This window comes from Micromonospora sp. NPDC005254, from assembly GCF_042872525.1.
GTDB lineage: Bacteria > Actinomycetota > Actinomycetes > Mycobacteriales > Micromonosporaceae > Micromonospora.
In genome coordinates, this window is the sequence record NZ_JBIAKM010000001.1 from 186097 (window position 1) to 205934 (window position 19838).

17 protein-coding genes are annotated in these 19838 nt (G+C 71.6%); 11 read left to right on the forward strand and 6 right to left on the reverse strand.

What is annotated here, in order from left to right; genetic code table 11:
- Positions 1-3 precede the first annotated feature (3 nt).
- The 4 genes from hisC to hppD all read right to left on the reverse strand — a co-directional run bounded on the left by hisC (position 4) and on the right by hppD (position 4133).
- The gene (hisC, locus tag ACFYPR_RS00860) at positions 4-1107 is read right to left on the reverse strand and encodes a histidinol-phosphate transaminase (protein WP_354857425.1); all 1104 of its coding nucleotides are present in this window, start codon (positions 1105-1107) and stop codon (positions 4-6) included.
- On the reverse strand, positions 1104-2114 hold the full coding sequence (locus ACFYPR_RS00865) for an RDD family protein (RefSeq protein WP_354857423.1): 1011 nt from the start codon (positions 2112-2114) through the stop codon (positions 1104-1106). Before ACFYPR_RS00865 ends, hisC begins: the two co-directional genes overlap by 4 nt.
- A gap of 67 nt (positions 2115-2181) precedes the next feature.
- The gene (locus tag ACFYPR_RS00870; protein ID WP_387258206.1) at positions 2182-2916 is read right to left on the reverse strand and encodes an RDD family protein; all 735 of its coding nucleotides are present in this window, start codon (positions 2914-2916) and stop codon (positions 2182-2184) included.
- A gap of 11 nt (positions 2917-2927) precedes the next feature.
- The gene (hppD, locus tag ACFYPR_RS00875) at positions 2928-4133 is read right to left on the reverse strand and encodes a 4-hydroxyphenylpyruvate dioxygenase (protein WP_354857418.1); all 1206 of its coding nucleotides are present in this window, start codon (positions 4131-4133) and stop codon (positions 2928-2930) included.
- A 130-nt stretch (positions 4134-4263) separates the two neighbouring features.
- On the opposite strand from hppD, the gene ACFYPR_RS00880 reads away from it, so the two are divergent.
- The 5 genes from ACFYPR_RS00880 (at position 4264) to ACFYPR_RS00900 (ending at position 12757) form a co-directional block, all read left to right on the forward strand.
- Entirely contained in the window at positions 4264-4770 is a 507-nt protein-coding gene (locus tag ACFYPR_RS00880) for an Lrp/AsnC family transcriptional regulator (RefSeq protein WP_355065001.1), read from the forward strand.
- Between the two features lie 79 nt (positions 4771-4849).
- A complete protein-coding gene (locus tag ACFYPR_RS00885; protein WP_387258207.1) occupies positions 4850-6292 on the forward strand; it encodes a PQQ-binding-like beta-propeller repeat protein in 1443 nt (480 codons plus the stop codon).
- A gap of 114 nt (positions 6293-6406) precedes the next feature.
- Positions 6407-8074: a fumarate hydratase gene (locus tag ACFYPR_RS00890; RefSeq protein ID WP_355065003.1), complete on the forward strand. Its 1668-nt coding sequence runs from the start codon at positions 6407-6409 to the stop codon at positions 8072-8074.
- A 256-nt stretch (positions 8075-8330) separates the two neighbouring features.
- The gene (locus ACFYPR_RS00895; RefSeq protein ID WP_387258209.1) at positions 8331-11312 is read left to right on the forward strand and encodes a BTAD domain-containing putative transcriptional regulator; all 2982 of its coding nucleotides are present in this window, start codon (positions 8331-8333) and stop codon (positions 11310-11312) included.
- 35 nt (positions 11313-11347) lie between these two features.
- On the forward strand, positions 11348-12757 hold the full coding sequence (locus ACFYPR_RS00900; RefSeq protein WP_354857410.1) for a class II fumarate hydratase: 1410 nt from the start codon (positions 11348-11350) through the stop codon (positions 12755-12757).
- A gap of 191 nt (positions 12758-12948) precedes the next feature.
- Here ACFYPR_RS00900 and ACFYPR_RS00905 read toward each other — a convergent pair whose 3' ends face one another.
- Positions 12949-13242 (reverse strand): hypothetical protein, encoded by a 294-nt coding sequence (locus ACFYPR_RS00905; protein WP_354857409.1) that lies wholly within the window; start codon positions 13240-13242, stop codon positions 12949-12951.
- 751 nt (positions 13243-13993) lie between these two features.
- On the opposite strand from ACFYPR_RS00905, the gene ACFYPR_RS00910 reads away from it, so the two are divergent.
- The 3 genes from ACFYPR_RS00910 to ACFYPR_RS00920 all read left to right on the forward strand — a co-directional run bounded on the left by ACFYPR_RS00910 (position 13994) and on the right by ACFYPR_RS00920 (position 15645).
- Positions 13994-14806: a Scr1 family TA system antitoxin-like transcriptional regulator gene (locus ACFYPR_RS00910; protein WP_387258689.1), complete on the forward strand. Its 813-nt coding sequence runs from the start codon at positions 13994-13996 to the stop codon at positions 14804-14806.
- Complete coding sequence (locus ACFYPR_RS00915) at positions 14797-14979, forward strand: DUF397 domain-containing protein (RefSeq protein WP_357574981.1); 183 nt, start codon at positions 14797-14799, stop codon at positions 14977-14979. The genes ACFYPR_RS00910 and ACFYPR_RS00915 overlap by 10 nt, the downstream gene beginning before the upstream one ends.
- Before the next feature lie 81 nt (positions 14980-15060).
- Entirely contained in the window at positions 15061-15645 is a 585-nt protein-coding gene (locus tag ACFYPR_RS00920; RefSeq protein ID WP_355065011.1) for a GNAT family N-acetyltransferase, read from the forward strand.
- Here the strand turns inward: ACFYPR_RS00920 and ACFYPR_RS00925 are convergent.
- Positions 15612-16157, reverse strand: a complete 546-nt coding sequence (locus ACFYPR_RS00925; protein ID WP_354857403.1) for a CGNR zinc finger domain-containing protein — start codon at positions 16155-16157, stop codon at positions 15612-15614. The genes ACFYPR_RS00920 and ACFYPR_RS00925 overlap by 34 nt on opposite strands.
- Before the next feature lie 86 nt (positions 16158-16243).
- Here ACFYPR_RS00925 and ACFYPR_RS00930 point away from each other — a divergent pair, with 86 nt between their 5' ends.
- The 3 genes from ACFYPR_RS00930 to ACFYPR_RS00940 all read left to right on the forward strand — a co-directional run bounded on the left by ACFYPR_RS00930 (position 16244) and on the right by ACFYPR_RS00940 (position 19719).
- On the forward strand, positions 16244-17200 hold the full coding sequence (locus tag ACFYPR_RS00930) for a DMT family transporter (protein WP_387258211.1): 957 nt from the start codon (positions 16244-16246) through the stop codon (positions 17198-17200).
- Positions 17201-17213: 13 nt separating this feature from the next.
- Positions 17214-17936 (forward strand): HAD family hydrolase, encoded by a 723-nt coding sequence (locus ACFYPR_RS00935; RefSeq protein WP_354857399.1) that lies wholly within the window; start codon positions 17214-17216, stop codon positions 17934-17936.
- Between the two features lie 97 nt (positions 17937-18033).
- Entirely contained in the window at positions 18034-19719 is a 1686-nt protein-coding gene (locus ACFYPR_RS00940) for a S8 family serine peptidase (RefSeq protein ID WP_387258213.1), read from the forward strand.
- Positions 19720-19838 lie beyond the last annotated feature (119 nt).

A 19838-nucleotide genomic window follows, 5' to 3' on the forward strand; every position in this document is an offset into this window, starting at 1 on the left:
CGCTCAGGTAAGCGCCGCCTCCGCGGCGGCCAGGAACGCGTCGTTCTCGGCCGGAGTGCCGATGGTGACCCGTACGCCGTCCCCGGCGAACGGTCGGACGATCACCCCGCGCGCCTCGCACGCCTTGCCGAAGGCCACGGCCCGGTCGCCCAGCGGCAGCCAGACGAAGTTGGCCTGGCTGGTCGGCACGTCGGGCACGAACTTGCGCAGCGCCTCGGTGACCCGGTCCCGCTCGGCGACGACCAGCGCGCAGCGTCGCTCCATCTCGCCGGCCTGGGTCAGCGCCGCGAGCGCGCCCGCCTGGGCGGCCGTGCTCGTGGAGAACGGCGTGACCACCTTGCGGATGGCCGCCGCCACCACCGGCTGGGCGACCAGCCAGCCGATCCGCAGCCCGGCCAGACCCCACGCCTTGGACAGGGTGCGCAGCACCGCGACGTTCGGCCGGTCCAGGTAGTCGAGACCGTCCGGCACCTCGGCGTCGGTGACGAACTCCCGGTACGCCTCGTCGATGACCACCAGCACGTCGTCCGGCACCGCGTCGAGGAACCGGTCCAGCTCGGCCCGGCGTACCGCAGTGCCGGTGGGGTTGTTCGGGTTGCAGACCAGGATCATCCGGGTCCGGTCGGTCACCGCCGCCGCCATGGCCGCCAGGTCGTGCCCGTGCCCGGCGTCGTTGGGCACCCGCACGCTGGTCGCGCCGCTGGTCGCCGCGATGATCGGGTACGCCTCGAACGACCGCCACGAGTAGAGCACCTCGTCACCCGGCAGGCAGGTGGCCCGGACGAGGTGCTCGGCGAGCGCCACCGACCCGCAGCCGGTGGCGATCCGGTCCGCGTCCACGCCGTACCGCTGGGCCAACGCGTCGCGCAGCGCGACCACGCCCATGTCCGGGTAGCGGTGCGAGGCCATGACCGCCTCGGTGACCGCCTCGACCACACCCGGCAGCGGCCCGTACGGCACCTCGTTGCTGGCCAGCTTGATGGCCTCCGGCAGACCCAGCTCGCGCGCCAGGTCGGCGGGGCTGCGCCCCGGCACGTAGTTCGGCAGCGCGTCCAGGTCGGCGCGGGTCAGGCGCAGCGCGGGCTCGTGACGTCCGGAGTCGGTCATGGGGTGTCTCCCGAGGGCTGGGGGTGGTCGTCTGGGGCGGGGGAAGCGGCGGTGTGGGGGACCTCGACGACCACCGTCTGCGCGCGCTTGTCGTGCAGCGCCCGGCGCAGCGGGTGGTCGAAGAGCGGGGACAGGGAGTCGACCAGTTGCAGCAGCAGGCCGAGCCCGGCGCAGTACCAGAGCAGGGTGGGCAGGCCCAGTGTCGTCCACCGGGTCAGCGCCCGGCCGAAGCCCAACGGCTGGTCGGCGGCGATCGGGACCGCCTTGATCCGCATCACCCGTTTGCCGATGGTCTGCCCGTTGGCCGCCATGGCGGGCACCTCGTACGCCAGCCACAGCGCGGTGGCGATCACCACGATCACCACCTGGAGGAGCCCGGTCTGCTCGCTGATGGGTGGCATCCCCTCGGTGGAGGTGTTCCCCTCCATGCCGCGCCGGAACGCCTCCCGCCAGTATGGCATCAGCTCGTCCAGCCACCGCCAGACGAACCAGCCGTTGACCAGCACATTCAGTGCGAACACGAGACCGAAGTCGATCAGCCGGGCGACGAGCCGGCGGCCGTAACCGGCCAATCTGAGCCCGTGCGGCCGAGGCTCGGGCGGTCGGCCGAGCCAGCCGGGGGGACCGCCGGGCGGGGCCCACCCGGGCGGCACGCCCTGCGGCGTCCAGCCGGGAGGACCGCCCTGCGGCGTCCAGCCGGGCGGCGTGCCCGGTGGCGCCCAGCCGGGCGGGCCGGCCTGCGGGCCCCACCCCGGGGCGGCCTGCGGACCGTGCCCGGGTTGCGGGGCCGGCCCGGAGTGCGGGGGCCAGCCCGGCGCGGTGCTCACCGGGTGGGCAGCGGCAGGTGCGGTCGGGGTGACCGGTGCGGGCGGCGGCTCGGCCGGCGGCGGTCCGTCCGGCGGGGTGGCGTCGACGGGAATGGGCGCGCCGAGCCAACCCTCGCCGTCCCAGTACCGCCGGGTCTCGGTGTCGGCGGGGTCGACATACCAGCCGGGTTGCACGCTCACGCCGACGCTCCGCTTCGCTGCGCGTCGGCGTGCGGCGCCACGCTGCTGGGCCTGCTGGTTTGCTCGCTCACGAGGCCACCTTAACGACGATCGTTTCGGCTGCCTTGTCGTGGAGGCACTGCTGCCAGGGCTTGTCCCAGAGCTGCCAGAACCCGTCGAGGTAACTGCCCCCGGGCACCAGGCCGGCGAGTTGCTGCACCAGGTACCGCTTGGCGGCGGTCCAGCGGTCGAGGGTGCGGGTCGGATCGAGCGGCACGACCCGCAACTTCATGATCTTCTTGCCGAGGGTCTGGCCGGTCCGGAACATCATCTCGACGTAGTACACGTACGAGAGCACGAGCGAAGCGGCGATGATCGCGAGGTCCAGCCACAGCAGGGGCAGCACGAGGTCGTGGTAGAAATCCGGCTCCGCCATGGTGCCGTCCGACGCGACCTGGAAGAGGTCCGGCGCGATGACGACGAAGAAGTAGATCATCGCGGGCACGGTGAACACCAGGCCGACCACCATGAAGACCGCGCAGTCGATCAGGCCGGCCAGCAGCCGGTCGCTGAAACTGGCGAGCGGCTGCCCACCCGGGCTCAGCGTCGGCGGCGGGGCCATCGGCCGGGGAGGGCCGGGATACCACGGCGGTGGGCCGTAGCCGAGCGGCGCGTACTGCGGTGGAACCGTGTACCCGGGTGGGGCGTGGTGCGGTGGCACGGCGTACCCCTGGGGGATCTGTCCGGGCGGCGGCGCGACGCCGCCGGCGGCGGGCGGAGGCCCACCGACCGGCGGCGTCGGGTACGGCGGAGGCTGCGTCACGCTCGACAGTGTTACAGGTTGCCGCGGGCTTCCTGCTCCCGCTCGATGGCCTGGAAGAGGGCCTTGAAGTTGCCCTTGCCGAAGCCCAGCGAGCCGTGCCGCTCGATCAGCTCGAAGAAGACGGTCGGGCGGTCCTGCACCGGCTTGGTGAAGATCTGGAGCAGGTAGCCGTCCTCGTCCCGGTCGACGAGGATCTTGCGGGCCTTGAGCTCCTCGATCGGCACCCGCACGTTGCCGATCCGGGCGCGCAGCTCCGGGTCCTCGTAGTACGAGTCCGGGGTGTCCAGGAACTCCATGCCGGCGGCGCGCATCGCGTCGACACTGGCCACGATGTCGTTGGTGGCGACGGCGATGTGCTGGGCGCCGGGGCCCTGGTAGAACTCCAGGTACTCGTCGATCTGCGACTTCTTGCGGGCGATGGCCGGCTCGTTGAGCGGGAACTTCACCTTGCGGGTGCCGTTCGCCACGACCTTGCTCATCAGCGCCGAGTAGTCGGTGGCGATGTCGTCGCCGATGAACTCCGCCATGTTGGAGAAGCCCATCACCCGCTTGTAGAACTCGACCCACTCGTCCATCCGGCCCAGCTCCACGTTGCCGACCACGTGGTCGACGGCCTGGAAGAACCGCTTCGGCTGGAGGCCGGCGTCGATCATCGGCTGCCGGTCCACGATCGGGCCGCGGGCCACGAAGCCGGGCAGGAACGGGCCGCGGTAGCGGGAGCGGTCGACCAGGGTGTGCCGGGTGTCGCCGTACGCCGCGATGGCGGCCATCCGGACGGTGCCGTTCTCGTCGCTCACCTCGTGGGGCTCGACGACGCCGGTGGCGCCCTGGGCGACGGCGTGCGCGTACGCGGCGTCGACGTCCGGCACCTCCAGCGCGATGTCGCTGATCCCGTCGCTGTGCTTCGCCACGTGCTCGGCGCCGTCGGCGTCCGGGCGGACCGCGCCGGTCAGCACGAACCGGGCCGAGCCGCTGGTCAGCACGTACTGGGCGTGGTCGCGGTAGCCCTGCTCCGGGCCCCGGTACGCCACGCAGGTCATGCCGAAGGCGGTGGAGTAGTAGTGGGCGGCCTGCTTGGCGTTGCCGACCAGGAAGTGCACGTGGTCGAGCCCACGGACGGGGAACGGGTCGTGGCTGATGTCGTGGTCGACAGCGCCGACGAGCCGGTCGACGTCGACGTCCTCGGTCGACTGGGGTCGGTCGATCGCCTGGGTCATGGTGGCCTCCCTCGCGTACCGGCCGGCCTCGTGGGCCGGTTCTTGACCGAAGGATCGCGTTGCGGGCGTCGAGTGGGCAACTGTCGGTGTAAATGCTGGTCAGGTTGTGCATTCGGTATGGTCTTGACCCGTGAAGGGTGAGCAAGCTGTGCAGCTCGACGCGCTCGACGTGCGATTGGTCGAACTGCTCGCCGAGGAGCCGCGGATCGGGGTGCTGGAGTGCTCCCGGCGGCTCGGCGTGGCCCGGGGCACCGTGCAGGCCCGGCTGGACAAGCTGGTCGACCGGGGTGTCATCGGTGGCTTCGGCCCGGAGATCTCGCCGGCCGCGATCGGGTTCGGGGTGACCAGCTTCGTCACGCTGGAGATCAGTCAACGGCAGGGCCACGACCCGGTCACCGCTCACCTCGCGGCGATCCCCGAGGTGCTGGAGGCGCACACCATCACCGGCTCCAGCGACCTGCTCTGCCGGATCGTGGCCCGCTCCAACACCGACCTGCAACGGGTCATCGACCAGATCGTCTCGTCCGCCGGCATCACCCGCGCGTCGACGATCATCGCGCTGGCGGAGCAGATTCCCTACCGCACGCTGCCCCTGGTGCGCAGCGCCGTCCGGGCCGAGGGACGAACACCCACGTAACACCTCCGGGCCCAGAAAGCGCGGCGACACGGCGGCGCGGGGCGTACGGAAGATCCGTGATCGTGGCTACGGTGTGCGGGTGGCGAAGGGGAGCGTGCGCGGTGGGCTGCTGCTCGGCCTCGCCGTGGTCGTCGCCCTCGCCGCCACCGGCGTGTGGAACCCGTTCCCCGGCCTGTGGGAGTGGGTGGACCGCAGCGAACCCCTCTCCGAGCCGGACGTGGTCTGGCAGCAGCGGGTCGGCGGCACCCCGCGCAGCGTGACCATCGCCGGCGACGCCGTCGTCGTCGAGCAGCGCACCCGGGTGGAGGCCCGCAGCCTGGCCACCGGCGCCCAGCTCTGGGAACGCAAGGCGGACTGGTCGGCGGTCGCGGGCGGCGACCGCGACCCGGTCGTCGCCGTGGGCAAGCTCCTGGTCAAGGGGTACGAACTGCTCGACCCGACCACCGGGGCGACCCGGCGACGCGACGACGACGCCGTGGCCGTGTGGACGTACCGCAACCTGCTGCTGGACGCCCGCTGCACGGATGCCACCGACTGCACCCTGAGCGCGTGGGACCCCCGGGGCACCGCCCCACTGTGGACGGCCTTCCTGCCCGGCGTGCACAGCGGCCTGCTCGCCGACAACCCCGGCCTGCGCGGCACCCGCCGGCTCACCGCCACTCGCGTCGACGACGGGGTGGCCGGGCCGGAGCCGGTGCCTCCGCTGCTCGGCTTCCCGGTCGACGGCCGGGTGCACGTCGTGGACACCGCCACCGGCCGGGTGCTGCAGAACGTCGAGCCGGGCCGGGACGAGCGGCTCTCCGTGGTGGGCGGCCGGATGCTGCGGATCGCCGCCCGCTCCCAGGACGGCACCTGCTACTTCGCCATCTCGGCGCGGGACCCGGCGACGGGGCAGGAGGCGTGGCAGCGGGCCGGGGTCAACCTGCGCACCGCCGACACCGCCGGCTGCGTCCAGCGCGAGGACCCGCAGGGAGCGCGCAACGTCCTGATCGGCGTGGGTTCGGACGGCCGCGAGGCGGTCATCGACGGGTACGACGGGCGGCTGCTCTGGGTCGGCGAGGCGAGCACCAAGCTCGTCGCGGTCGACGACCGTTACGCGGTGTTCCGCTCCGCGGACAAGCGCTCGGTGGTGTCCCGTGAACTCGGCGCCGACCGGGTGCGGTGGACCCGCCCGGCCAGTGCCAAGGCCGGCGCCGCGCTCACCCCGTACGCGGCGGTGCTCGCCGACGAGAAGCCGTCGAGGTTGGTCGCCCTCGACCCGCGCAGCGGCCGGGAACTGGCCGTCCTGCGGACCTCCGCGAACGCCCTCGCCGTCGGTTCGCAGGGAATGATCATCGGTGAGGGGCGGGAGATCGGGTACGTCCGCTTCGGCGCCACCGGAGGCACCCCCGTCCCGCCTCCCGGCGACGGTGGCAACCCCGGCCCCGGCGGCACCGGCCCCGGGCGGGGCAACGACGGCGACGGTGACTGCGGGCCCAAGGGTGAGCTGTGTCCCGATCCCGACGGCGGCAAGGACGGCTGAGCGGGCGGGACGTCGGTGCGCGGAGCGCGGCGGACCTCGGAGGATGAGAGCGGCGTCCCAGACCCAGCCCGGCGGGTGGGAATGATCGACCGGTCTGCCCTAGGCTTGCCGCTCATGAGCAGTGCCGCCGCATTCTCGTACGCCCCTCTGCTGCCGACCGGTCCCGACCAGACGGACTATCGCCTGGTCACCGACGAGGGCGTGGACGTCGTACACGGCCCGGGGGGCCGTCGTTTCCTCACCGTGGAGCCGGCCGCGCTCACCGCGCTGACCGCCGAGGCGATGCACGACATCGCGCACTTCCTGCGCCCGGCGCACCTGGCCCAGCTCCGGGCGATCATCGACGACCCGGCCGCGTCGCCTAACGACCGGTTCGTCGCGCTGGACCTGCTGCGCAACGCCAACATCGCCGCCGGCGGGGTGCTGCCGATGTGCCAGGACACCGGCACCGCGATCGTGATGGGCAAGCGTGGCCGGCACGTGCTGACCGACGGCGCCGACGCCGAGGCCATCTCCCGGGGCGTCTACCAGGCGTACACGAAGCTCAACCTGCGCTACTCCCAGCTCGCCCCGCTGACCATGTGGGACGAGCGGAACACCGGCAGCAACCTGCCGGCCCAGGTCGACCTGTACGCCGAGGACCCGGACGGGCACCCCGACGCGTACAAGTTCCTGTTCATGGCCAAGGGTGGCGGCTCGGCCAACAAGTCGTACCTCTACCAGGAGACCAAGGCGCTACTCAACCCGACGCGGATGATGCAGTTCCTGGAGGAGAAGCTGCGGCTGATCGGCACGGCCGCCTGCCCGCCGTACCACCTGGCCATCGTCATCGGCGGCACCTCTGCCGAGTACGCGCTGAAGACCGCGAAGTACGCCTCCGCGAAGTACCTGGACGCTCTCCCGACGCAGGGTTCGATGAGCGCCCACGGCTTCCGGGACCTGGAGCTGGAGGCGGAGGTGCTGGAGCTGACCCGTAACTTCGGCATCGGCGCGCAGTTCGGCGGCCGGTACTTCTGCCACGACGTGCGGGTGGTCCGGCTGCCCCGGCACGGTGCCTCGTGCCCGGTGGCGATCGCCGTCTCCTGCTCGGCCGACCGGCAGGCCGTCGCCAAGATCACCCCGTCGGGCGTCTGGCTGGAGCGACTGGAGACCGACCCGGCACGGTTCCTGCCCGACGTCACCGACGACTCGCTCGACTCCGAGATGGTCGTCCGGGTCGATCTGAACCGGCCGATGGACGAGATCCGCGCCGAGCTGTCCAAGTACCCGGTGAAGACCCGACTGTCGCTGTCCGGCCCGCTGGTGGTGGCCCGCGACATCGCCCACGCCAAGATCGCCGAGCGGTTGGACGCCGGTGAGCCGATGCCGCAGTACCTGCGCGACCACGCGGTCTACTACGCCGGCCCGGCAAAGACCCCAGAGGGGTACGCGTCCGGCTCGTTCGGCCCGACCACGGCCGGGCGGATGGACGCGTACGTGGAGAAGTTCCAGGCCGCCGGTGGCTCGCAGGTGATGCTGGCCAAGGGCAACCGGTCCGGTCAGGTGACCCGCTCCTGCCAGCAGCACGGCGGCTTCTACCTCGGCTCGATCGGCGGCCCCGCGGCCCGCCTCGCCCAGGACTGCATCAAGCACGTCGAGGTGCTCGAATATCCGGAGCTGGGCATGGAGGCGGTCTGGAAGATCGAGGTGGAGGACTTCCCGGCCTTCATCGTGGTCGACGACAAGGGCAACGACTTCTTCGCCGAGGTCACCAAGCCGGTGCTCACCGTCGGCCGCCGCTGACTGACGCGTACGCGAAGGGGTGCCGGGCGAACTCGCCCGGCACCCCTTCGGTCGTCCGTGCTCTGCCGACATCGGTGCGCCCCGCCCCTGGGGTGGGAGGGCGCACCGCCCCCGTCGGATGCCGTCACCGACAACCCGGATCGAGTCTGCGGCGCACCGCACTCGATCCGCTCTCAGATCACTATCACCAGACTGCGGCGATCTGTGATCGTCGGGCTACGCTGCTGGAAGTTGCGCCATCGACGCGGGGGAGCAGATGCGGTTCGGGATCCTGGGGCCTCTGCGCGTCGGCGGTGGCGAGTCCACCGTCACCGCTGGCCGGGACCGGGTCGTGCTCGCCATGCTGCTGCTCCGTGCCAGCCGGCTGGTGCCGATCGAGGAGCTGGTCGACGCGGTGTGGGAGGAGCGCCCTCCGGCGACCGCCCGGGCCCAGTTGCAGACCTGCGTCTCCCGTTTGCGTCGCCGGTTCACCGAGCTGGGGCTCGCCCCGGAAACCATCATCACCGATCCGGTCGGGTACGGCGTTCGCACCGCCCCGAGCGACCTGGATGCCGAGGTCTTCGCCCGCAGCGTCGAGGAGGCCCGGGCGGCCGCCGCGGCCGGTCGGCTGGCCAACGCGGGTGAGCGGTACCGCTCAGCCCTGGCCCTCTGGCGCGGGCCGGCGCTCGGCGGTATCCCCAGCCGCAGTGTTCGTCGCCGCGCGCAGGCGCTCGATGAGCAGCGCCTCACCGCCCTGGAGGAGTGCGTCGACGTCGAGCTACGCCTCGGGCACGCCGCCGAGCTGATCGACGAGCTTGCCGAGAGCGTCGACCAGCACCCGCTGCGGGAGCGTCTGCGGGGCCAACTGATGGTGGCGCTGTCCTCGGTCGGCCGACAGGCGGACGCACTCGCGGTCTACCGGGAGGGCCGGCGCTCCTACGCGGAGGAACTCGGCATCGAGCCGGGCGCCGAGTTGCAGGCGCTGCATCAGCGCGTGCTCGCCGGCGACCTCGCCCTGGCCGGTCGGGAAACCCGACCGATCGCGCCGGTCCGGTCGCTGCCCCGGGCGATCGGTGACTTCACCGGCCGGCAGGAGACGGTGGCCCGCCTGGTCAAGGAGATCGAGGAGGACGGCACCCGGATCCAGGTGATCGATGGCATGGCCGGCAGCGGCAAGACGACTCTCGCCGTGCACGTCGCCACAGCCCTGGCTGACCGCTACCCGGACGCCCAGCTCTTCATCGACTTGCACGGGCACAGTGCCCGTCGTCCGCTGACACCGGCCACGGCCGTGGCCGCCCTGCTGCGACAGCTGGGCGTGCCAGCCGAGCGGATACCGGAGGACACGGACGACCGACTGGCGCTGTGGCGGACGGAGCTGGCCGACCTGCGCGCCCTGGTGGTGCTGGACAATGCGTTCGCTGCCGACCAGGTCGCGCCGCTGCTGCCCAACGGCTCGCACTGCCAGGTGTTGATCACCAGCCGTCGTCGACTGATCGGGCTCGACGAGGGCCGCCCGTCGTCGCTGCCGGTGCTCGACGCGGACGAGGCCATCGAGCTGCTCGGACGGGTGGTCGGCGCGGAGCGGGTCGCCGCCGAACCGGAGGCGGCGGCCGAGGTGGTGCGGCGCTGTGGCCACCTGCCGCTGGCGATCCGGCTGGCCGGCGCCCGACTCGCGCACCGGCCCCGCTGGCGCGTCGCCGACCTCGCCCAACGGATGCACGCCGGAGCGGGAGCGCTGGCCGAACTGACCGCCGGGCAGCGCTCGGTGGGGCAGGCGTTCGCGCTGTCGTACGAGCAGGTCTCCCCTGCGGCGCAGCGGCTGTTTCCGCTGCTCGGCCTCTACCCCGGCGGACGGCTGGACAGTCGGGTGGCCGCCGCCCTCGCCGAGCTGCCCTTGACCGACACGCAGGAGCTGCTGGACGAGTTGGTCGACGCCCATCTGGTGGAGGAGGTGCAGCCGGGCCGGTACCGGTTGCACGACCTGCTCCGCGAGTACGCCCGCCTGCTGCTTGCCGCCCCCGAGCGGCAGGCCGAGCGTCGGGCCGGCCTGGAGCGGCTGCTCGACTACCACTTGGCCGTCACGTTGGCGATCGCCCGGACCATCGAGGCGGCGGGCAGTCGGCGCAACATTCCCGTGCACACGCCCGGCCGGCCCGACCTGGTGGCCGTCCCAGCAGCGCAGGGTCGGGCGTGGTTCGAGGAAAATCTCGTCGCGCTCACCGCCCTGATCCGGCTGGCCGGCGAGGAGGACTTCCCGGCTCAGTGCTGGCAGCTGGCCCGAGCCGGCTGGCGGCTCAACTTCGACGGCGGGCACCTTGACGAGCTGATCGAGACCCACACGATTGGCCTACGGGCCGCGGAACGGCTGGGCGACGAGGCGGCGGTAGCCGCGATGCTGAACTACCTCGCCTCTGCGTATTTCCGACTGGCCCGCTTTCCGGAGGCGATCAGGGTGATGGAGGTGGCGCTCGAGTTGCGCCGCCGGCTCGGACTGCGTGGCGACGTGCTCAGCACCCTGTGGAACCTGGGCGCCTCGTACGCCGCGAACGGTGACTTCCGGCAGGGCAAGGCGAAGTTCGACGAGGCGCTCGGCATGATCAACGGCCAGGGTGACGGCAACGAACTGACCAACCTGCTGAACAACCTGTGCTTTGCGCTGATCGGGTGGGGTCGGTACGCCGAGGCGCTGCCCATCGCCCGGCAGCACCTCATTCTGGCCCGACAGACCGGAGACATGGCACAGGTTGCGCATGCGTTCGGGCACCTCGGCATGATTCGCCACCGGCTCGGCGATCTGGGCCCGGCTCGTCGAATTCTGCGGCTTGCGCTGTACCTGAGACGCAAGGCGAGCAATCGATTCGGTGAGGGCGAGGTGCTCAACGAGATCGGTGTGATGGAGCGCGACGCGGGGAGGCCGGAACGTGCCGCGGCCCTGCACCGGGACGCACTGATGGCGATGATGGAGGCCGGCGACCGGATCGGTCAGTGCGCCTCACGTAACCTGCTGGCCCTGGCGATGCTGGAGCAGGGAGATGCCGCCAGCGCGCTCGACCTGCATCGCAGGGTGCTCGTCGACGCCGGCCGGCTGGGTGCCCGCTACGAGCAGGCGAGGGCGCTCCAGGGGATCGCCCGGTGCGTACGAAACACCGATCCGGCTGCCGCCCGACTGCACCTGACCCGTGCGCTGGGCCTGTACCGGCAGATCGACCTACCGGACCAGCACGAGGTGGAACGGCTGCTCGCCGAGCTGGGCTGACGGATCATCTGCGGGTCGGCCACCCGCGCGGCAGGATGGTACGCGTGACGACTCCAGAGACGACCGGCTACCGGATCGAACGCGACTCGATGGGCGAGGTGGAGGTGCCCGCCGAGGCGCTGTGGCGGGCGCAGACCCAGCGCGCGGTGCAGAACTTCCCGATCTCCGGGCGGGGCATCGAACCGGCCCAGATCAAGGCCCTGGCCCAGATCAAGGGTGCCGCGGCCGAGGTCAACGGCGAGTTGGGCGTGATCGACGCCAACGTGGCCGCCGCGATCGCCGCCGCCGCCGCGCACGTCGCCGACGGCGGGTACGACGACCAGTTCCCGGTCGACGTGTTCCAGACCGGTTCCGGAACGTCGTCCAACATGAACGCCAACGAGGTGATCGCGACCCTGGCGAGCCGGGAGCTGGGCTCGCCGGTGCACCCGAACGACCACGTCAACGCCTCCCAGTCCAGCAACGACGTGTTCCCGTCCTCGATCCACCTGGCGGCCACCCAGTTCATCGCGGAAGATCTGCTGCCGTCGCTGACCCACCTCGCCGAGGCGCTGGAGGGCAAGGCGGCCGAGTTCGAGACTGTGGTGAAGGCGGGGCGTACGCACCTGATGGACGCCACCCCGGTCACCCTCGGGCAGGAGTTCGGCGGGTACGCCGCCCAGGTCCGCTACGGCATCGAGCGGTTGGAGGGCTCGCTGCCCCGGCTGGCCGAGCTGCCGCTGGGCGGCACCGCCGTGGGCACCGGGATCAACACCCCGCTCGGCTTCGCCGCCGCCGTGATCGGCAAGCTTCGCGAGTCGACCGGGCTGCCGCTGTCCGAGGCGCGCAACCACTTCGAGGCGCAGGGCGCCCGCGACGCGTTGGTGGAGACCTCGGGGCAGTTGCGGACCATCGCCGTGGGTCTCTACAAGGTCGCGAACGACATTCGCTGGATGGGTTCCGGCCCCCGGGCCGGCCTGCGGGAGCTGCGCATCCCCGACCTCCAGCCCGGCTCGTCGATCATGCCGGGCAAGGTCAACCCGGTGGTGGCCGAGGCGATGCGGCAGGTCTGCGCCCAGGTGATCGGCAACGACGCGACAGTCGGTTTCGCCGGTTCACAGGGCGACTTCGAGCTGAACGTCATGCTGCCGGTGATGGGCCGCAACCTGCTGGAGTCGATCCGGCTGCTGGCCGCGGCGAGTCGGCTGTTCGCCGACCGCCTGGTGGCCGGCCTGGTCGCGGACGCCGAGGTCTGCCTGGCGTACGCCGAGGGGTCGCCGTCGATCGTCACCCCGCTGAACCGCTACCTCGGGTACGACGAGGCCGCCTCGATCGCCAAGGAGGCGCTGGCCAAGCAGGCGTCCATCCGGGAGGTCGTGATCTCCCGAGGTCACGTCGACTCGGGCACGCTCACCGAGACCCAGCTCGACGAGGTGCTCGACCTGCTCCGGATGACCCACCCCTGACCTGCGGGTGCCCCGCTCTGTGCGGGTCGCTGCGGTGTCGGTCAGCGGGGTCGCTCTGCGCGGGTCGCTGCGGTGTCGGTCAGCGGGGTCGCTCTGCGCGGGTCGCTGCGGTGTCGGTCAGCGGGGTCGCCGCGGTGTCGCTCTGCGCAGGTCGCCACCCGGTGTCGCTCTGCGCGGGTCGCTGCGGTCGCTCAGTGCGGGTCGCCACGCGGTGCCGCCCAGGCGAGGAACCGGGTGAAGAGGGCCCTCGGGTCCGGGCCGCCCTGGGGGTTGAGCCGATACAGGTCAGTGGCCGCGTCGTGCAGGACCGTGCACAGGTAGATGCTCAGGGCGATCTGGTCGTGGGCGTACTCCTGGCGGAGGGTGAGTCGGGCCACCGGGCACGGCCACGGCGCGGCGCAGACCCGGCAGAGCCAGAGTGGACGCAGCGGCAGGTGCGGTCGACGGGGCGTGGTCGCGCGGTCGTCCGGGGCGGTCCGGCACATGGTGTGGGAGTCCCTTCGAGCTGAATCGTCTCTGACGTCACCTCCCCGCGGACCGTCTCGCTTCGGCCGCGACGTCGCCGAGATCGTGGCCGATCGCGCGATGACCGCCATCCGTCTCAACCGACCTCAACAACCTCAACCCGCCTCAGATCTTGGACAGTTTCCGTTAGGCGCTAACGGAAACTGTCCAAGATCTCGAAGAGTTCGCTCAGACGGCGCCCGGATGGCGCGGCGCTGCGCCAAGATCGCGCCGGATCGGGGTGCGATCGGTGTGGCCCGGCCGGTCGTGGTCGGGTCGGCGTGGTCGGGTCGGCGTGGCCGGGTCGGTGTTGTGGGGTTGGGTCGGTGTGGTCGGGCCGGGTCGGTGTGGTCGGGCCGGGTCGGTGTGGTCGGGCCGGGTCCGTGTTGTCGGGTCGGGCCTGGTCGGTGTGGTCGGGTCGGGGTGGCCTGGTCGGTGTGGTCGGATCGGTGTGGTCGGGTCGGTGTGGCCTCGCTGGGGTGGTCGGGTCGGTTGGTCGGTTGGTCGGTCTGCTGGGTGGGGTGGGACCGCCCGGCACGGGGGATCGGGCGGTCCCGTGCGGCGCCGCCGGGCCCGGGGGACGGGGAGCGGTGCCGCACTTCACAGTCTGGTGATCGGGCGACTACGGTCGGAAGGGTTTGGCCGGGTCGTCACAGCCGTCCTGTTTCCGGTGGTGACGCCGCTGGCGGCCGGCTGGAGTTGATCGTCGACGGGGTGGAGAGGCGGCAGGTCATGGGCGATGGGCAGATGACGGCGGCGGCGTTCCTGGTCGCGGAGCTGCGCCGGGCGCGCGTTCGCCGGGGCTGGAGTCAGGACGAGCTGGCCAAGGCGGTCAACTACTCGCCGTCCATGGTCAGCGCCGTCGAGTTGGGGCAGCAGCCGCCCACCGGCAAGTACCTGGAACTCGTCGACCGCGCCCTGGACACCGGCGGCCTCTTCGGCCGTATGGCATCCGAATTGGTCAGCCTGGACAAAGCGCAGGTCTGGCTGCGCGGTTGGCGTGCAATCCTCGCGGAGGCGCGGGCACTGCGATGGTTCGACCCGCTGCACGTCCCTGGCCTGCTGCAAACCGAAGGCTATGCCCGCGCTGTCTTCGAATCGGACAGACTGCTCGATACCGATGAGGTGGAGCGGCGACTGACGGATCGGATGGACAGTCAGCAGGTTCTCTACTCGGACCGACCGCCGCACCTCGTCGCTGTGCTCGACGAGTCCGTGCTTCGGCGACGCGTCGGCGGGCGGAAGGTGATGTGCGAGCAGGCTCTGCACCTGGCGCGGTTGGCAACCGAGCATCCGCGAGTCCAGCTACATGTGGTGCCTCGCTCGGCCGAGGAGTATCCAGGTCTGAACGGACCGTTCATCCTCGCCACCGTGGCCGACCACAGCGACCTTGCCTACCTCGGTGGCCAGATCGGCGGCCAAGAGCTGGACGGACCAGCGGATCTGCTGCGTCTACAGCGGACTTGGGAGGCTACTCTCGGGCAGGCGTTGCCACCGCAGGAGTCGGTTGAGGTGCTGAGGGAAGTGGCGGAGTCGTGGAGTTGACCCGAGCTGTGTGGCGCAAGAGCATCCGGAGTGGTTCCAACGACCAGTGCGTCGAGGTGGCTACGAACCTTGGGGGCGTGGTCGGAGTGCGAGACAGTAAGGACCCGGACGGGCCCGTGCTCGTGGTCGACGCGTACTCCTGGCGGCTCTTCGTGGTCGCGCCCCCGCGCTGACGCGACCGCCCTGCCCGCGACGGTGGTCGCGGGTCGGAAAAGACGTCGACGGGGTCGTCGGGCGGGCGCGATGATCCGGTCATGGATGGCGATGACCTGGTTCCTCCGGGGACCGAGCGGCTGCGGTTGCGGCGGCTGAGCGTGGCCGATGTGGACGCGTTGGTCGAGTTGGACAGCGACCCCGAGGTGATGCGTTTCCTCACCGGCGGCGTCGCAACCCCGCGTGCCACCGTCCGGGACGAGCATCTGCCGAAGCTGCTCGCCCAGTACGACAGTCATCCCGGTCTCGGTCGGTGGGCGGCCGTCGATCGGGAGACGGGTGACTTCCTGGGCTGGTTCGCCCTCGACCCGTCCAAGGACGGCACCGAGGCCGAGCTGGGCTACCGGCTGCGCCGCTCGACGTGGGGGCGCGGCCTGGCCACCGAGGGGTCGCGGGCGCTGGTCCGGTACGCCTTCGACACCGTGGGCGTGCGTCGGGTGTGGGCCGAGACGATGGCGGTCAACGAGCGGTCCCGGCGGGTGATGGTGAAGGCGGGGCTGCGCTACGTGCGCACCTTCCACCTTCAGTTCGACGACCCGATCCCGGGGACCGAGCACGGCGAGGTGGAGTACGAACTACGGGCCGACGTCGCTCAGGGCCGACCGGCGGCCCTGCGGGCCCGGTAGGCGGTCACCGCCGCCCGGTTGCCGCAGCCGGCCTCGCAGAACCGCCGTGACCGGTTGCGGGACAGGTCGACGACGACGTTGCCGCAGTCCGGGTACTCGCAGATCCGCAACCGGCTCAGCTCGCCCATGCGGACCAGGTCGGCGATCGCCATCGCCGCCTCCACCGCCATCCGGGTGGCCAGCGGCGCGTCGCGGGGCACGGCATGCAGGTGGTACGGCTCGTCGTCGTGCTCGATGAGCTGCGGCAACGCCCGGTGCTCCAGCAGCAGGGCGTTGACCATGGCGACGACCTCCGGCGGTTCGGCGTGCCAGATCCGGCGCAGCCGGGGGCGTAGCTGCCGCACGGCGCGCAGCTCGGCGTCGGTGTGCTCGTGCCGCCCGCTGTAGGCGTGCCGGGTGAAGAACGCGTCCAGCGCGGCGACGTCGGGCAGCAGCTCGCCGTCGCGGCCCGCGGTGTTGACCAACGCGGTGGCGGCGATCAACGAACATTCGGTGTCATGAGCGAATAGCAACTTGACTCCTGTCACGATGGCCGCCTAGCGTCATGAGCACAAGGATAGTTTGCTCATGACACCGTGTCGTCCCCGAGGAGCGCGAGATGCAGTCACGACCCACCGCCGGCGCCGCGCTGGCGCTGCTCTCCGCGGTCACGTTCGCCACCTCGGGCACCTTCGCGCGGTCGCTCATCGAAGCCGGCTGGTCGGCCGAGGCCGCCGTCGTCGCCCGGGTCGGCGTGGCCGCCCTGGTGCTGGCGATCCCCGCCCTGCTGTCCCTGCGTGGCAGGTGGCACGTGCTGCGGAGCAACAGCGCGGCGGTCGTGATGTTCGGGCTGCTCGGGGTGGCGCTGGCGCAGGTGTGCTTCTTCAACGCCGTGCGGTACCTGCCGGTCGGCATCGCGCTGCTGCTGGAGTACCTGGGCATCATCCTGGTCGTCGGCTGGATGTGGCTGCGGCACGGCCAGCGCCCCCGGCGGCTCACCGTGGCCGGTTCGGCCGCCGCCCTGTGCGGGCTGGCCTTCGTCCTGGACCTCACCGGCACCGCCGGCTTCCACCCGGTCGGCGTGGTGTGGGGGCTGGGTGCCGCGTTCGGCCTGGCCGGCTACTTCGTGCTCGCCGGCCGGGTCGACCCCCGACTGCCCTCGGTCGCCATGGCCAGCGGCGGGATGGCCGTCGGCGCCGCCGTGCTGCTCCTCGTCGGGCTGACCGGTCTGCTGCCGCTGCGTGCCACGTTCGGCGAGGTCACGTTCGCCGGGCACCGCACCACCTGGCTGCTGCCCATCGTCGGGCTCACGCTGGTCGCCGCCGTGATCGCGTACCTCGCCGGCATCGCCGGCACCCGGATCCTCGGCCCCCGGCTGTCGTCGTTCGTCGGGCTGACCGAGGTGCTGTTCGCGGTGCTGATCGCCTGGCTGTTCCTCGACGAACTGCCGACCGCCTGGCAGCTCTTCGGCGGTGCGCTGATCGTCGCCGGGGTCGCTCTGGTGCGCCTCGACGAACTGCGCGGTACGCCCGCGCCGGCCAACCTCGAGCCTGCGCTGGCAACCACCTCGCGGTGAGAGAGTGGTTGCCGTGCTGACCACCGTGGTGTTCGACGCCGACGAGACCCTGCTGGACCTGCGGCCGGCGGTGACCGCCGGGCTGGTGACCGTCCTCGACGAGATGCGGCGTCGTACGCCGGAAGCCGCCGACGTGACGCTCGCCGAGCTGGAGTCCGACTGGGGCGCGGTCTTCGGCGAGCTGAGCGCCGCCCCGGTGCTGGAGATTCGCCGAGCCGCGCTGGCCCGGTCGCTGGCCCGCGCCGGGCTCGACGACCACCTCGACGAGATCGCCGCCCTCTTCTTCGCCCGCCGTTTCGCCCTCACCCGACCCTTCCCGGACGTCCCGCCGACCCTGGCCGTGCTGCGCACCCGGTACACGCTGGGCTTCGCGACCAACGGCAACAGCCGCGCCGAACGCTGCGGGCTCGCCGGGGAGTTCGCCTTCGAGCTGTACGCGCACGAGAACGGCCTGCCCAAGAAGCCCGCCCCGGAGTTCTACGCGGCGGTGGTCGCGACCGCCGGGGTCCCCGCCGAGCAGATCGTGTACGTCGGTGACTCGTGGGAGCACGACGTGGTGGCACCCCGGCGGGCCGGCCTGCGGTCGGTGTGGCTGAACCGGCAAGGGCTGCCCCGCCCGGCCGGTTTCACCCCCGACGCGGAGGTGTCCACCCTGGCCGACCTGCCAGTGGTCCTGTCGGATCTGTCGGCGGGGTCGTCCGACCGGGTGGACGTGGGCATCGAGCTGGGCGGATGAAGGAGAGATTCACCGCCATAACGGACGTTCACCTGGCGTAAACCGGGCGGGTGTTGTGTGATGGCTGCCACGTCCCTCAACGAGAGGATCCGATGTGGTGAGCAAGCGCTTCACCGCCGGTGCCGTCGCGACCGCGGCAGCACTGGCACTTACGGCAGCGGGCCTGGGTGTACCGGCCAGCGCCGCGCCGAGCACCTCCCGCACCTTCACCGTCGTCGCCGAGGACGGCTTCGCCGCCGACACGGCCGTCGCCGCCATCCAGGCAGCCGGCGGCACGGTGGTGTCCCGGTCCGACGAGGTCGGCATGTTCCAGGTCACCAGTGATCGGGCCGACTTCGCCGCCAAGGCGACGGCAGCCCCGAGCCTGATCGGTGCCGCCGAGCAGAAGGCCATCGGCCGCAAGCCGAAGCTCGACCGGGTCGAGCAGGAGCACCTGATGGCGGCGTCGGTCGCAGCGGGCACCGCAGCCCGGCGCGGCGCAAAGATGGACCCGCTCGACGACAAGCTCTGGGGCCTGGAGATGATCCGGGCCGACAAGGCCCGCAAGGTCGAGCCCGGCGACCGCCGGGTGACCGTCGGCGTGCTGGACACCGGCGTCGACGCCAGCAATCCGGACATCGCGCCCAACTTCAACTGGGCGTTGTCGCGCAACTTCGCGCCCGACCGGACCGACGTGGACGGCCCGTGCGAGGTGCCGAGCTGCCTCGACGCGGTAGGCACCGACGACGGCGGGCACGGCACCCACGTGGCCGGCACCATCGGCGCGGCCGCCAACGGCTTCGGCCTCTCCGGTGTCGCCCCGAACGTGTCGCTGGTCGAGCTCAAGGGCGGCCAGGACTCCGGCTACTTCTTCCTCGACCCGGTCGTCAACGCGCTGGTCTACGCCGGCCGCTCCGGGATCGACGTGGTCAACATGTCGTTCTACGTCGACCCGTGGCTCTACAACTGCACCGCCAACCCGGCCGACTCCCCGGAGGCGCAGGCCGAGCAGCGGGCCATCATCAAGGCCATGAAGCGGGCGCTGGTCTTCGCCCACAACAAGGGCGTCACCCTGGTCGGCGCGCTCGGCAACAACCACGAGGACCTGGGCGCGCCGCGTACCGACACGTCCAGCCCGGACTACGGCGCCGACCCGTACCCGCGCCCGATCGACAACAACAGCTGCTGGGACCTGCCCACCGAGGGCCCGCACGTCATCGGTGTGTCGTCGGTCGGCCCGTCCGGCAAGAAGTCGGACTTCTCCAACTACGGCACCGAGCAGATTTCGGTCGCCGCGCCGGGCGGCTGGTTCCGCGACGGCTTCGGCACGGACACGTTCCGCACCTACGCCAACGAGATCCTGTCGTCGTACCCGAAGCATGTGCTCCAGGAGGAGGGCTCGGTCGACGCCGACGGCAACGTCGTCGCCGGCTTCGAGGAGTCCGTCTTCAAGCAGTGCAAGCCCAACGGTGAGTGCGGCTACTACACCTACCTCCAGGGCACCTCGATGGCGTCCCCGCACGCCGCCGGCGTTGCCGCGCTGATCGTCAGCCGGTACGGCAAGCCGCAGGGCCGGGGTGGCTTCGGCCTGTCCCCGGACCAGGTGGAGCAGCACCTCTACCGCACGGCGGCCGAGCACGCCTGCCCGGAGCCGCGCCTTCAGCAGTACCGCAACGAGGGCCGTGACGAGTCCTTCGACGCGTACTGCGCCGGAGGGCTCAACTTCAACGGCTTCTACGGGTACGGGATCGTCGACGCGTACGCGGCGGTGACGACCCCGCTCAAGCCGAACGCCCGCCCGTAAGACACCACCGCGAGGCCCGGTCGACGCTGGTCGACCGGGCCTCGCCGTCATCCCAGCCTCCGCGTCGACCGGGTGGCACGCTCGCGGTCGTGATCGGCTCCAGCTCGCCGATATGGCTG